Source organism: Salegentibacter maritimus (assembly GCF_016236975.1).
GTDB lineage: Bacteria > Bacteroidota > Bacteroidia > Flavobacteriales > Flavobacteriaceae > Salegentibacter > Salegentibacter maritimus.
In genome coordinates, this window is sequence record NZ_JAEHNY010000010.1 from 121,563 (window position 1) to 135,120 (window position 13,558).

Sequence of the window (13,558 nt, forward strand, 5' to 3'; positions counted from 1 at the left end):
GCAAAATGAAAATTGATAGAATGAAAAAGCTTTTGCTCATCTTTGCTATTGCCCTAACTGCCTTTTCTTGCCAGGACGAAGGCAGGGAAGATTTAATGAACCAACCTGAAACCGAAAAAGTGCCCGATAGCATTCAAACGCTAACCGGGGATTTTATCTATGCAGGAGACGAGGCAATTTTACGGGGTAGCGATTTTATCTATGGCGTAAGTATAGACTCTATGTCTAAAATATTGGCCAAACAGGTACAGCCATTTCAAAAAGAAGAATTTGACATGGTAGCTGTTAAGGTAAAAGGGAAGATAATTACCAATCCGCGCCAGGATGGCTGGGATGAAAATATAGAAATACGAGAGATTTTAGAAATTCTGGAAACCGAAAAGGCTACAGAACAAAACGAAGAAGAATAATAAACCAATCCCATTTATTAGGGATGCATACAGAGAACTTATGCTAAAAATAAAGAATTTACACGCGAGTATAGAAGATAAAGAAATCCTTAAAGGAATTAATCTAGACATTAACCCTGGAGAGGTTCATGCTATTATGGGACCTAACGGTTCAGGAAAAAGTACACTTTCTTCGGTAATTGCCGGAAAAGAAGAATTTGAGCAAACTGAGGGAGAAATCATTTTTGAAAATACAGAAATTTCAGAAATGGACCCTGAAGAAAGAGCCCATAAAGGTATTTTTCTTTCTTTTCAATACCCGGTAGAAATTCCAGGTGTTTCGGTTACTAATTTTATGAAAACCGCCATTAATGCGCATAGAAAAGCTAACGGGCTTGAAGATATGCCGGCCAATGAAATGTTGAAAAAAATTAGAGAGAAGTCAGAAAGTTTAGAGATAGACCGTAAGTTCTTATCAAGATCTTTAAACGAAGGTTTTTCCGGAGGGGAAAAGAAGCGAAACGAGATTTTTCAAATGGCTATGTTAGAACCAAAATTAGCTATTCTCGATGAAACCGATTCTGGTTTGGATATTGACGCCCTTAAAATTGTTGCCGATGGTGTTAATAAACTTAGAACTAAAGACAACGCGGTACTGCTAATTACGCACTACCAACGTTTACTTAACTACATTGTACCAGATGTAGTTCACGTAATGGTAGATGGAAAAATTGTGAAGTCTGGCGGTAAAGAACTTGCTCTAGAGCTGGAAGAAAGAGGTTATGAATGGATTAAAGCTGAAAAAGCCCTTTAAAAATAATCCGTTTTTAAAACCAAAACACTAAAATTATGATTCCCTTATTTTAAGGGGAAATAAATTGAATCTGCAATGGAATTAAAAGAAAAATTAGTATCATCATTTCTGGCTTTTGAAGAAGAGTATACAGGAACGAATGATGATCTTCATAAAATACGCAACCAGGCAATTAAAGATTTTGAAGCCCTGGGTTTTCCAAGCCGAAAGCAAGAAGAGTATAAATACACTTCCCTAAAATCGGTTTTAAAAGAAGACTACAGTCTTTTTCCAAAGAAGGAAAATACCATAGAATATAGAGATATTGAAAAATACCTTATTCACGAGATAGACACTTACGATTTGGTATTTATAGACGGCATATACTCCTCTCACTTATCAAGTACTACACACGATAAGATTGATGTTTGCCTTATGTCTTCGGCACTAAACAAAGATCTTTACAAGCCGGTAATTGATAATTATTTCAACAAAATTGCTCCAAAAAATGGGCTAAATTCGTTGAATACGGCATTTACCAAAGAAGGTGCCTTTATACATATTCATAAAAACACATTAGCCGATAAACCTATTCAGATTATAAATTTCTCTACCGGAAATGAATCTTCTGTTTTGGTACAACCGCGCAACCTGATTGTGGTAGACGAGAATTCACATTGTCAAATTATTGAACGTCACCAAAGTTTAACCGAACAACCGGTACTTACCAACTCGGTTACCGAAATCTTTGCCAATAAACGCGCTATTGTAGACTATTACAAGATTCAAAACGATAATCTATCGGCTTCTTTAATAGACAATACCTATATAGAACAACAAACTGAAAGCTTTTGTTCGGTACATACCTTTTCCCTTGGCGGAAAATTAACCCGAAACAATCTTAATTTCTATCAAAAGGGAGAACGTATAGATTCTACCATGAAAGGTGTTACCATTATCGAAGGAAAACAACATGTAGATCACAACACTTTAGTGCATCATATAGAACCTAATTGTGAGTCTCACCAGGATTACAAAGGTATTTTTGATGAAAAATCGGTGGGGGTTTTTAACGGAAAAGTGGTTGTAGAAAAAGAAGCGCAAAAAACAAACGCTTACCAGTCTAACAACAATGTTTTGTTAAACGACAAAGCAACCATAAACTCAAAACCTCAGTTGGAGATTTTTGCAGACGACGTAAAGTGTAGCCATGGCTGTACCATTGGTCAATTAGACGAAGAAGCTTTATTCTATCTGCAGTCTCGTGGTATTCCAAGAAAAGAAGCTAGCGGTTTACTAATGTATGCCTTTGCCAACAACGTACTGGAAAGTGTAAAAATTCCGGAAATTAAAAAGAGAATCAATAAACTTATAGCCCTAAAATTAGGGGTAGAATTAGGATTCAATCTATAAATTGCTTTTAAAAGTAGCATTAAATAGAATCTTTAAATCCATATTAAAATGAGCATTGCTACTAATAACATAGCATTTAACGTTGAAAAAATTAGAAAAGACTTCCCTATTCTAAATAGGGAAGTTAATGGTTATCCCCTGGTATATTTAGACAATGCGGCAACCTCGCAAACTCCAAAACAGGTAATGGATGCCATTGTAGACTATTATTCTAACTACAACGCAAATATTCACCGTGGGGTGCATAGCTTATCCCAGGAAGCAACCGACAAATATGAAGTTGCCAGAAAAAAAATTCAACAACATTTCAATGCTAAAAAAGCACACGAAATAATATTTACCTCAGGTACCACCCATGGAATAAATTTGGTTGCCAACGGCTTTGCATCCTTTTTGGAGGCAGGAGACGAAATTTTGGTTTCGGCCTTAGAGCATCACTCCAATATTGTTCCCTGGCAAATGCTTTGTGAAAAAACAGGAGCAATTTTAAAGGTGATCCCTATGAGCGAAGAGGGGGAGCTTATTTATGAAACTTTCGAAGAATTGCTTTCTAAAAAAACAAAAATGGTTTTCCTAAACCATGTTTCAAACGCTTTGGGAACCATAAATCCTATTAAAAAAATTATAGATAAGGCCCACGAGAAAGGTGCAGCCGTTTTAATAGATGGTGCCCAGGCAGCCCCGCACATTAAAGCCGATGTCCAGGCGCTGGATGTTGATTTCTATGTGGTTTCTGCACATAAAATGTGTGGCCCAACAGGAGTTGGGGTTTTATATGGCAAAGAAGAATGGCTCGATAAACTACCCCCTTACCAGGGTGGTGGTGAGATGATTGCTACGGTAAGTTTTGAAAAAACAACCTATGCCGGACTTCCCCATAAATTTGAAGCAGGTACCCCCAATATTTGTGGCGGTATTGCTTTTGGTGCAGCTTTAGATTATATGAACAACATAGGATTTGAAGCTATTGCACGCTACGAAGAAGAATTGTTAGATTATGCCACTTTAAAACTTCAGGAAATTGAAGGAATGAAAATTTACGGCACGTCTAAAGAGAAAACTGCGGTAATTTCTTTTAATATTGAAGGATTACACCCTTACGATATTGGCACCCTGGTAGACAAAATGGGAGTTGCCGTTAGAACCGGCCACCATTGCGCCCAACCTATTATGGATTTTTATAAAATTCCCGGTACGGTTAGAGCTTCTTTTTCGTTCTATAATACCAAACAGGAAGTTGAGCGTTTTATTGAAGCGGTTAAAAAAGCAAAAACCATGCTTTCCTAAACAAAAAATAATGAAGAAACTTATATTTATACTAAGTGTATTTTTAATGATTTCCTGCGGAAATTCAGAAGAAAAAATTTCAGAAAACCCGGCCGACCTCGCAAGTCTTAATGGCAATTACAAATTGCTGGAATTGGATGGGGAAAATATTGCTTCCGAAGGATTTATCCTAAATTTTGAAGGAAAAGAGCAACGACTTTCGGGAAAGACCGGTTGTAATAATTTTGTAGCAAGCTATAAAGTCCAGGACTCTATCATAAGATTTAATCAGCCTTTAGGCACAAAAATGTTTTGCCAGGGGCAAATGGAACATGAAGAGATTTTTGGCAAAGTGCTACCTGAAATTAGAAATGTAAAGATTAGCGATAAAGATTTAATATTTTTATCGGCAGAAAATCAGGAGCTTTTAAACCTGCAAAAAACAGAAGACAGTGAGTAAAACGATACAGGAAATACAGGAAGAAATTGTAGATGAGTTCGCCATGTTCGAAGACTGGATGCAGCGTTACGAATATATGATAGAGCTTGGAAAAGCACTTCCGCTTATAGAAGAAAAATATAAAATTGAGGAAAACCTTATTAAAGGTTGCCAAAGTAAAGTTTGGGTTCACGCTGAATTAAAAGATGATAAATTGGTGTTTACGGCCGATAGTGATGCGATAATCACCAAAGGGATTGTAGCTATTTTAATAAGGGCTTTTTCAAATCATCATCCTTCTGAAATTATAGAAGCCGACACAAAGTTTATAGATGACATTGGCCTAAAAGAACACTTATCACCAACTCGTGCCAATGGTTTGGTAAGTATGGTCAAACAACTTAAAATGTATGCTGTGGCATACCAAACACAATTAAAATAAGATGGAGCAAGAAATAGACACGCAAGAATTGGGAGAAAAGATCGTAAAGGTTTTAAAAACCATTTATGACCCCGAGATTCCTGTAGACATATACGAATTAGGGCTTATTTACGACGTAATGGTAAATACAGATTATGAAGTAAAAATCCTTATGACCCTTACAACACCCAACTGCCCGGTAGCCGAAAGTTTACCACAGGAAGTGAAAGAAAAAGTCGCTTCTATAGATACCGTTAAAGAAGCCGAGGTAGAGATCACTTTCGATCCGCCCTGGAACCAGGATTTAATAAGTGAAGAAGCGAAATTGGAATTAGGACTTTTATAAATTCTAAAAGTTTAAAAACCTATTAACTTTTAACCATAAACCCTTTACTTTATTATGGCCGAAGAAATTGTAAACCGGGTAGCCAACAGTAAACTTATAACCTTTAATCTTGAGGATTATTATCCCGAAGGTGAACGTGTATTGTTTGATGTGAAAGATTGGCTCCTGGAAGGTTTCGTTTTACGCGAAAGTGAATTTAGAGAGCAGGCCAAAAATCACGACTGGGGCCAGTATCAAGACAAGTTTATTGCGCTTACCTGTTCTAGTGATGCGATAATCCCGGCCTGGGCCTTTATGCTATTGGCCACTTATTTACAAGCCTACGCAAAAAAGGTAATTACCGGCGATTTAGAAACCCTGGAAACTATACTTTATACTGACGTTATTTCAAAGTTAGATGTTAGCGAATTACAGGACAAACCTGTAATCGTAAAAGGCTGCGCCCATAAACCGGTTCCAAAAAACGCCTATTTATTACTTATCGAAAAATTGCAGCCGGTGGTAAAGAGTTTAATGTATGGCGAGGCCTGCTCGTCTGTACCTTTATACAAAAAACCAAAAAATTAATATGAAGAAACTAGTATTTGCCCTCGCTTTATTTGGCGGGATTTTCAACCTAAGCGCCCAGGAAGAGGAAGAAGAACAAAAACAAGGATGGACTACAGAAGGGAATATTTCATTACTATTTAATCAATCGGCTTTTAACGCCGAATGGACCGGGGGTGGAACTTCCAACATTGCCGGAAACTTACTCTTCGATTATAATTTCAATTATTTAAAGGACGATTTTACCTGGGACAATAAATTGCTTGTAGATTACGGACTCACCAAACAACGAAGCGATGAATTTGCCAGAAAAACCAGTGACCGTTTAGAATTTAACTCTATTGCCGGGAAACAACTACAAGACTCAAACTGGTATTATTCGCTTTTCCTTAATTTTAGAACCCAATTAACCAAAGGGTATAAGTTTGGTGAAGACGCTGAAACAGGGGAGACTACCAGAACAGAATATACCAACTTCTTATCGCCGGCGTACCTACAATTTGGTCCGGGTATAATGTGGAAAAAAAGTGAAAATTTATACGTAAATCTTGCCCCGGCTACCGGAAGAATGGTTTTTGTAGATAAAGATTTCACCTCTGCACCAGGGTATGTAGATGGGGATTATTTTGGTGTAGACGCCAATAAAGCTATGCGTTTTGAACTTGGTGCCTCGCTTTCAGGCTATGCCAAATTCCAAATTATCGAGAACGTAAGCATGGAAAATTTACTTAACCTTTACTCTAACTACCTAGAAGATCCTAAAAATGTTGATATAGATTACACTATGAACATGAAAATGAAGATTAACGATTATCTCTCTACCAATCTTATTTTTCAGGCAATTTATGATGATAATGCCGTGAAGGGTTTTCAAATTAGAGAGGTGTTTGGCCTGGGCTTCAATTATGGGTTTTAGGTACTGTACCAGGGCTCAGAAATTTCGTCTAAGCCTAAAGAATTAAAAATACGAGGCTGTTTGAAAAGTCTATTTTCGTTAAACTGAACTTGCTTCATGATAACGGTTTTAAAAGCTTTTCAAACAGCTTTTTTTATATGTTTTTAGTTAAAAATATGTTGAAATGAATTCAGCAAAATCGCAGTAGCAATCTATTGTGTAACTTTGTATTTATGATTGAAAAAACCGACCTAAGCCACGAAAAAGCTGTTTTAATTGGTATCGTTACCAAAGAACAGGGGCATGATAAATTAAAAGAATACCTGGATGAACTGGAGTTCCTTACTTATACCGCCGGTGGGGAAGTAATAAAGCGTTTTAGCCAGAATATGGACAAACCCAATCCTAAAACTTTTATTGGTACCGGGAAGATGAACGAAGTAAAAGAATTTGTTGATGAAAACGAAGTAGGTACCGCTATTTTTGATGATGAACTTTCTCCTGCCCAGCAAAAGAATATTGAGAAGATATTAAAATGTAAAGTCTTAGATAGAACCACCCTAATCCTGGATATTTTTGCCCAAAGGGCCCAAACAAGTTATGCCAGAACACAGGTAGAACTTGCCCAATATGAATATTTATTACCAAGACTGGCAGGTATGTGGACGCACCTTGAACGGCAACGTGGGGGTATTGGAATGCGTGGCCCGGGGGAAACAGAAATTGAAACCGACCGTAGGATTGTTAGGGATAAAATTGCGCTTCTAAAGAAAAAGCTCGAAACCATAGACAAGCAAATGGAAGTGCAACGCGGTAACCGCGGGCAATTGGTTAGAGTAGCCCTGGTAGGTTATACCAATGTAGGCAAATCTACTTTAATGAATACCATTAGCAAAAGCCAGGTATTTGCAGAAAACAAGCTTTTTGCAACCTTAGATACCACGGTTAGAAAAGTAGTGATTCGTAATTTGCCTTTCTTATTAACCGACACAGTAGGTTTTATACGTAAGTTACCTACGCAATTAGTAGAGTCTTTTAAATCTACCTTAGATGAGGTAAGAGAAGCCGATTTGCTATTGCACGTAGTAGATATCTCCCATCCTAATTTCGAAGATCATATAGCCTCTGTTAACCAGATTATGAGTGAGATTAAAAGCAATGATAAACCAACCATCATGGTTTTTAATAAAATAGACCAATATGAAGCCGAAGAAATTGAAGAAGATGATTTGGTGACCGAAAAAACCAAAGCCCATTATACCCTGAAGGAGTGGAAACAAACCTGGATGAACAAAATGGGAGACAATGTGTTGTTTATTTCGGCTTTGAATAAGGAAAATATGGAAGATTTTAGAAGAAAAGTTTACGAAGCGGTTCGCAAAATACATATTACCCGCTTTCCATACAACAACTTTCTCTATCCGGAATATGATAAATATGGAGAAGAAAAATAACAATAGTAAGCCCCGAAATTTTCGGGGTTTTTTATTGAATTTTTCCGTAAATTGGATTATACCAATATATTAGCTTATGAAAAAATTAACATTACTCCCTCTCTTATTTTGTTTTGGTTTTATAACAGCTCAGGAGCTGGATGGTGCCTGGAAATTAATTCAAAAGAACGGAGAAAAGGTCACCGATCGTGAGGTGATTAAAATAGTTCAGGACGGTTATTTTGCACTGGGCTCTAAAAGTCTGGCTAATGATGAGTTTTTAGGAGCAGCAGGTGGGGAACTTAACTTAGATGATGAAACCCTTACCGAAATAAGGGATTTTGACACTTACAATTCCGAAAATATTGGCACTGAACAAGAATTTAATATTTCATGGGAAGGAGAGCGTATCTTAGAAATTTCTGATGGAATAGCTACCAAAGTATGGGAAAGAATATCTGAAGAAAGTGATGCTCTAACCGGAAACTGGGTAATTACGGGTCGCCAAAGAAACGGAACGATGAATACCATGACTCCCGGTGACAGACGCACTATTAAGATTTTAAGTGGAGGCAGGTTTCAATGGGTTGCCTTCAATTCGGCTACCAAAGAATTTAACGGATCGGGTGGAGGCACCTATACTGCAGAAAACGGAAAATATACAGAAAACATCGAATTTTTCTCAAGAGATGTAAGTCGCGTAGGGGCCAGTTTAGAATTTCAATATGAAGTAAAAGATGGCAAATGGCATCATCGAGGCAAAAGTTCTAAAGGAGATCCTATTTACGAGATTTGGTCGCCATATAGCCAGGCTTATCAAAAATAAAGTTATTGAATAAGGAAAGCCTCCTTTGGTATGTAAAATTCTCCGGGAGGCACTTCTTTTAAATAAAACCGTATTGTCTTTTCACTTTCTATATATTGTAAACGTATTTTTCCGGAGCTTAGACTTACAGCACTTTCTATAGTGCCATCGTAAATACCTTTAGCAATTTTCACCAGATTAATACTAAAAGTACCGACCTCATTATTCCTACAGTCGGTTTTCCCTTCCTTATTAAAAACCACACAATGGGTTCCATTAATTCTGTTTTGATTTTCATATGTAAGCTGTAGCTCCATCGTGTTTTGACCATTTGGTGATTTCCAAAACCACTTACCGGACAAATCCTGGGATTGCTGCGAAAATCCCGAAACGAAAAATAGTAAAAAGAGGTAGGGTAAAGTTTGCTTCATATATTAAAATTAAACGAATGTGCTAATTTACTCAAGATTCAATTCTCAGGGGTTTAGTCGAAATCATTTTTTGCCCTTTAAGGCCTTGTTGTTTTTAACAAATGGCAATGTACTCAATTCCCGGTTACCCGAATGTTATCAATATCATAAGTAGTGCTTTTATCTGGTGCGGCGCCCAAATACCTGAAAGCAAAATGAACCTGCCCCTTTAAACAAGAAATATCAATCTTACTTTTTACAAAACCCCTACCGTATTGATTGGTGGGGCCTATAGGAATTATCGCATCTAAAGTTTTCCATGTAGTGCTAACTACATTACCGGTAAATTCTTCGGCAATTAAAACACTTAAAATAGTTGCGTTATCGTAAGAAGCCATAATTTCAAAAGATAATTGGGCGTCTAACACAGTACTTAAATCTATTGCCGGGCTCACCAACCAGGCTTCCAGTGGAGTTTCTTCAGAATTAAAAGCCGAAATTCGCACATACCTGTTACCATCAAAAGTTCCGGGTTCAAACTTTTTACCTCCGTTTACATTGATATTGATCCACCCTGAATTTTCCAAAGAGGCAAGACTGGTAATATTGGTAAAATTTTCTTCAAAAATAACATCTATTCCTTCAGAAGTATTGTTTGAGCAATGTAAAAACTCAGGATCACAGCGTTCAGCATTAAAACTTAAATCATCGGGGGAATTTACAGCGATCACAAAATAATCATCAAAAAAATTACGCGTTAGCACGCCTTTTACACTCCCTGATTCCTTTGGTAAATACAAAGATTTAAATCCGGAAAAAGTACTTGTACCAAGCATTGTACTACCACCTGTGCTACAACTCTCCAATTGCCTTTCCCCATCATATTCATCGGTCACTTCCCCGGCAAAAGTATAGTGATGATTCTCTCTTAATAGATTTCGGTTGAATTGAACATCCTGAATTTCAATAAATAAGTTTTCGTGCATTTCCTTAAATTCTGAAATTTCTAATGGAAGCGGAACAATTTCAGCTGTTTCAGTAGTTCTAAGAATGTGATCGTCTATTCTGGAGGGCGGGATCGCTACCACATCTCCCCTATTTTGAACCCCTAACTGGTGTACTCCGTTATTAGACCATAAAGCAAGCCCATCTAATTTCACATAGATTTTACGACCAAAATTATAAGTCTCAAACAGCGAATTATCATCTAGCAATAAAAGGATTCCCGCATTAGGATTTTCGGGTTTATCCTGTAACACCAACTCTTTATAAAAATTACCTCCTTCATCGCTAGAAACCACATAAGCCTCCATCCAGGTATTGGTTTCAGAAAACACATAAATCCCTTCGCTTTCGGGCTTAAAATTGCTTTTTACGGCTGAAATTCCGGTAATATCACCTTCTATATTCACCTCCTTAATTTCAGTTCCTGGCAATTGAAAATCATCGGTTTTTACACATGAAATTTGCAAAAACACACCCAAAAAGACCAGGTTTATTATTTTTAGTTTTTTCATCGCAGCAGTATTAAAATCGTATATAGACCATAGCAAAATAGGAAGCACCGGTTCCATACCAGTATTTTGGGCCAAAAATGGGGATTTCCCTCTCCAGGTCTTGTTTTAAGGTTCGGTAGTTCGCATTTCGGGATTGCTCAAAGCCACCCGTTTTATAGAGTTTATCAAAAATATTATTCAGACTTACAAAAAAACCTATAAATTTTCCTTTTACCAGCCAGGATTTACCACCTATGGCATTCACCAACATATAATCCTTAAACTGTTCTTGTTTTAGCATATCCCGGGCAATATTTTCGTCGAAATTTAAAATTGGGAGGCCATCGCTGTCATTCCTAAAATTTGCCGTTCTTGTTAAAGGACTTATATCTAAAAATGCGTGGGAAAAGAAATTGGCTGTAGTCGCAAAGAACCAATAATCGGCATCCCTATATTCAAAACCAATTTGGGCGGCTCTTTGAGGCCCGCCGGCAATTCGGTAATCTTTTAAATAAGAAGTTCCATAATCTACAATCTCATTAAAATCGTCTGAAGTTAAGTACAGGTTTGGGTTATTGTTATAAGTAAACTGCCCCAATGCCCCGGCTGCCTTTAATTTTATAGCCGGGGTTATTTTTGCTTCAATCCCCATTTCTAAACCTATATATTGTTTATCTATTCCGCTTAAAACCTCCTGAACAAAAGCCGTGGTGCTATTTCTTCCCAGGCCTGACAGCCCATCGGCATAATAAAAAGAGATTTCGGTGGCGTTTTTTATTTGGGTATAATAAGCAGAGATTCTGGCTTTAATATTTGGAGATCTATAACGGTAACTAAAATCTATATTCTGAATTTGCTCGCTTTTAAGACCCTTTACAACCTCATTATTTTGTCGGGAATTTGAAAAGGAATTTCTAAGATTGGGCGGTTTAGAAAACCAGGCTGCATTAAAACCCAACAAGTGTTTTGCGGTAATTTTATAGTTTGCACCAATTTTTCCTCCAAAATCGGTGAAATTTAATTGTTCACTTTTGCCCAGGGAATTATCGGGATAATTGCCATTTTGAAATAGCCCATCTCGCTGATAAGAAGTTTGGGAAGCCATAGTTGCGGCATAAAAATCAAAGCGATCGTAATCGAAATTTAACTGGGCAAAGGCTTTGGCCGAATTCGCATAAAGCCGAAAATTATATTTGTAGGCCTCATTTTCGGTTACACTTCTATTTGGATTTTGAAGATCGCTTTGCGCCCTGTTTTCCAGGGAGGTTTCCCGGTTTCCTTCAGCAAAGAAATCTACATCAAGAAAAGTGTCCCCACCCAGCATATCTTTAATTGAGGCAAAATTATGTGAATTCAAATAGGCAAAGGCCAGTTTCCCATTTAGGTCTATATGCTCATTTATTTTAGCTGAAAGAATAGAGTTCAAATCAAATTTAAGATCGTCGTTTCTATCTTCAGCCAATGCGTATAAGGTATACCCGGCAGCTTTATTCGCATTATACAGCTGTTGCCAGTCTACTTGTCCATTCTCTTTAAACTCTTGTTGCGCCAGGTAAGCTGCTTCATAATTGGGATTGTCTTTAAAGCGCAAATAATAGCTGGGTAATTTTTGATAATAAGTAGGGTCTGGATTGGTGCCGCCACCTACATAACCCGACTGGCCATTAATTTCTACCTTTTTGGTCCCTCCAAAATCTATCCTTGAATTGCCGGTTTTTCCAAACTGAAAAGCGAAATTATTATTGATGCTTATTTTCTCAGAAACATCCCAATAATGATTCAACATCAACACGGGTTCTTTTATTTCCCTAACCCGGGAATTTCTAACCTCTCCATCCTGGTAACCCCAGTAAGCATTATACTTTCGACCTTTTAATTCGAAAACCTCTTCAGTATTGGGAGAAGACTTTCCGCGGATATTCGGCGTATAAAAACCGGTAAAATTAAGACTATGTTTTTCATTAAAAGTTTTTTCAACCGAAAGGAAAAAACCATTGGCATCGTACAGGCTCCCGTCTACGTAAGCTTCTTTTGCAAACCTTCGGGAGGCTGAAACTGCATAAGCCCAGCCATTTTTCAACTCTCCTGAACCATAACTTGCCATGAACCTCCCATTATAACTCCTATTAGCCGCTGCGATAGAAGCTTTACCACCTTTGGCGTATTTTGAAGCCCGCATAATTATATTGGTAGTTCCGGCCAATCCGCCAAAACCAACTTCAGAAGGGCTAAGACCCATCGAAAAAACCTGGTTGCGCTGCACATCGTTTAATCCGCCCCAGGCACTCCATTGGGGTCGGCCGGTATAAACCTTATTCATTTCTACACCATTAATCAAAACCTTCCCGTGTTCGCTATCAAGTCCGCGAGGCCTAAAGAAAGTCTGACTAAAATCGAAAGCTGCCGCGTTAAGAAAAACATCGCGGGAAGCCTGTAAAAAGCCTGAGAGGTTCTCTATATATGCTTCATCCTCATCTAGCTCGGCATCAGAAAGACTTATAGTACTTATTTGATTGGCATAGTCGGCTACAACAGGCTGCATAAGAATAAGTCCCATATCTTTAATCCCTGCTTTTTCGATAATTACCGGGATTCTAAGTAGTTTGTAATTGGCCAGGCTTATTTTTAAAATATGTTCGCCGGTTGGGAGATCTTTGCCGGTAAGTATAAAAGTGCCATCTTCAGCAGAAAGGGTTTCAAAAAAGCTTTCCTCGATTTGAACTTTGGCACCCGATAATTCTTTATAGGTTTGCGCATCTACCAACTTTCCTTTCAGCGAAATTTCCTGTGCTAAAGAGCCAGAAAACCCCAATGCAAAAAAGAACATAAAAATTAAAAATTTCATAGCCAGGTAGTGTCATATTCAATATAAGTTAAGATATTTAAGAGTTAAAAATCAAAATATC

Annotated in this window: 14 protein-coding genes; 11 read left to right on the plus strand and 3 right to left on the minus strand. The window is 37.6% G+C overall.

All coding sequences use genetic code 11. The features are described 5' to 3' along the window. Positions 1–5 precede the first annotated feature (5 nt). From I6U50_RS11980 to I6U50_RS12030, 11 genes are all read left to right on the plus strand, one after another. Positions 6–410, plus strand: a complete 405-nt coding sequence (locus I6U50_RS11980; RefSeq protein WP_198639000.1) for a hypothetical protein — start codon at positions 6–8, stop codon at positions 408–410. Between the two features lie 40 nt (positions 411–450). Further along, positions 451–1,203 carry a Fe-S cluster assembly ATPase SufC gene (sufC, locus tag I6U50_RS11985; protein WP_198628028.1) on the plus strand — a complete coding sequence of 251 codons (753 nt, stop codon included), beginning with the start codon at positions 451–453 and terminating at the stop codon, positions 1,201–1,203. A 75-nt stretch (positions 1,204–1,278) separates the two neighbouring features. Further along, positions 1,279–2,595: a Fe-S cluster assembly protein SufD gene (sufD, locus tag I6U50_RS11990; RefSeq protein ID WP_193710071.1), complete on the plus strand. Its 1,317-nt coding sequence runs from the start codon at positions 1,279–1,281 to the stop codon at positions 2,593–2,595. 48 nt (positions 2,596–2,643) lie between these two features. Further along, entirely contained in the window at positions 2,644–3,882 is a 1,239-nt protein-coding gene (locus I6U50_RS11995) for an aminotransferase class V-fold PLP-dependent enzyme (RefSeq protein WP_198639001.1), read from the plus strand. A gap of 10 nt (positions 3,883–3,892) precedes the next feature. Continuing rightward, entirely contained in the window at positions 3,893–4,321 is a 429-nt protein-coding gene (locus tag I6U50_RS12000) for an META domain-containing protein (RefSeq protein ID WP_198639002.1), read from the plus strand. A gap of 43 nt (positions 4,322–4,364) precedes the next feature. After that, a complete protein-coding gene (locus I6U50_RS12005; protein WP_193710611.1) occupies positions 4,365–4,742 on the plus strand; it encodes a SufE family protein in 378 nt (125 codons plus the stop codon). 1 nt (position 4,743) lies between these two features. Further along, positions 4,744–5,067 carry an iron-sulfur cluster assembly protein gene (locus tag I6U50_RS12010; protein ID WP_193710068.1) on the plus strand — a complete coding sequence of 108 codons (324 nt, stop codon included), beginning with the start codon at positions 4,744–4,746 and terminating at the stop codon, positions 5,065–5,067. Between the two features lie 54 nt (positions 5,068–5,121). After that, positions 5,122–5,634, plus strand: a complete 513-nt coding sequence (locus I6U50_RS12015; RefSeq protein WP_198639003.1) for a DUF2480 family protein — start codon at positions 5,122–5,124, stop codon at positions 5,632–5,634. A 1-nt stretch (position 5,635) separates the two neighbouring features. After that, on the plus strand, positions 5,636–6,529 hold the full coding sequence (locus I6U50_RS12020) for a DUF3078 domain-containing protein (protein ID WP_193710066.1): 894 nt from the start codon (positions 5,636–5,638) through the stop codon (positions 6,527–6,529). Between the two features lie 212 nt (positions 6,530–6,741). Beyond that, on the plus strand, positions 6,742–7,962 hold the full coding sequence (gene hflX, locus I6U50_RS12025; RefSeq protein ID WP_193710065.1) for a GTPase HflX: 1,221 nt from the start codon (positions 6,742–6,744) through the stop codon (positions 7,960–7,962). A 76-nt stretch (positions 7,963–8,038) separates the two neighbouring features. Then, positions 8,039–8,767, plus strand: a complete 729-nt coding sequence (locus tag I6U50_RS12030) for a hypothetical protein (RefSeq protein ID WP_198639004.1) — start codon at positions 8,039–8,041, stop codon at positions 8,765–8,767. Between the two features lie 2 nt (positions 8,768–8,769). Here I6U50_RS12030 and I6U50_RS12035 read toward each other — a convergent pair whose 3' ends face one another. From I6U50_RS12035 to I6U50_RS12045, 3 genes are all read right to left on the minus strand, one after another. After that, a complete protein-coding gene (locus I6U50_RS12035; RefSeq protein WP_198639005.1) occupies positions 8,770–9,177 on the minus strand; it encodes a hypothetical protein in 408 nt (135 codons plus the stop codon). Positions 9,178–9,290: 113 nt separating this feature from the next. Continuing rightward, a complete protein-coding gene (locus I6U50_RS12040) occupies positions 9,291–10,730 on the minus strand; it encodes a DUF5689 domain-containing protein (RefSeq protein ID WP_232805929.1) in 1,440 nt (479 codons plus the stop codon). Continuing rightward, positions 10,684–13,497, minus strand: a complete 2,814-nt coding sequence (locus I6U50_RS12045) for a peptidase associated domain and porin domain-containing protein (protein ID WP_198639006.1) — start codon at positions 13,495–13,497, stop codon at positions 10,684–10,686. Before I6U50_RS12045 ends, I6U50_RS12040 begins: the two co-directional genes overlap by 47 nt. Between the last annotated feature and the right edge of the window lie 61 nt (positions 13,498–13,558).

What these genes read in the sequence shown, in the direction of transcription:
- I6U50_RS12035 (WP_198639005.1), bottom strand. Translation starts at nt 9,177, where the DNA reads ATGAAGCAAACTTTACCCTACCTCTTTTTACTATTTTTCGTTTCGGGA.
- hflX (WP_193710065.1), top strand. Translation starts at nt 6,742, where the DNA reads ATGATTGAAAAAACCGACCTAAGCCACGAAAAAGCTGTTTTAATTGGT.
- sufC (WP_198628028.1), top strand. Translation starts at nt 451, where the DNA reads ATGCTAAAAATAAAGAATTTACACGCGAGTATAGAAGATAAAGAAATC.
- I6U50_RS11980 (WP_198639000.1), top strand. Translation starts at nt 6, where the DNA reads ATGAAAATTGATAGAATGAAAAAGCTTTTGCTCATCTTTGCTATTGCC.
- I6U50_RS12010 (WP_193710068.1), top strand. Translation starts at nt 4,744, where the DNA reads ATGGAGCAAGAAATAGACACGCAAGAATTGGGAGAAAAGATCGTAAAG.
- sufD (WP_193710071.1), top strand. Translation starts at nt 1,279, where the DNA reads ATGGAATTAAAAGAAAAATTAGTATCATCATTTCTGGCTTTTGAAGAA.
- I6U50_RS12005 (WP_193710611.1), top strand. Translation starts at nt 4,365, where the DNA reads ATGTTCGAAGACTGGATGCAGCGTTACGAATATATGATAGAGCTTGGA.
- I6U50_RS12015 (WP_198639003.1), top strand. Translation starts at nt 5,122, where the DNA reads ATGGCCGAAGAAATTGTAAACCGGGTAGCCAACAGTAAACTTATAACC.
- I6U50_RS12040 (WP_232805929.1), bottom strand. Translation starts at nt 10,730, where the DNA reads ATGGAACCGGTGCTTCCTATTTTGCTATGGTCTATATACGATTTTAAT.
- I6U50_RS12045 (WP_198639006.1), bottom strand. Translation starts at nt 13,497, where the DNA reads ATGAAATTTTTAATTTTTATGTTCTTTTTTGCATTGGGGTTTTCTGGC.
- I6U50_RS12030 (WP_198639004.1), top strand. Translation starts at nt 8,039, where the DNA reads ATGAAAAAATTAACATTACTCCCTCTCTTATTTTGTTTTGGTTTTATA.
- I6U50_RS12020 (WP_193710066.1), top strand. Translation starts at nt 5,636, where the DNA reads ATGAAGAAACTAGTATTTGCCCTCGCTTTATTTGGCGGGATTTTCAAC.
- I6U50_RS11995 (WP_198639001.1), top strand. Translation starts at nt 2,644, where the DNA reads ATGAGCATTGCTACTAATAACATAGCATTTAACGTTGAAAAAATTAGA.
- I6U50_RS12000 (WP_198639002.1), top strand. Translation starts at nt 3,893, where the DNA reads ATGAAGAAACTTATATTTATACTAAGTGTATTTTTAATGATTTCCTGC.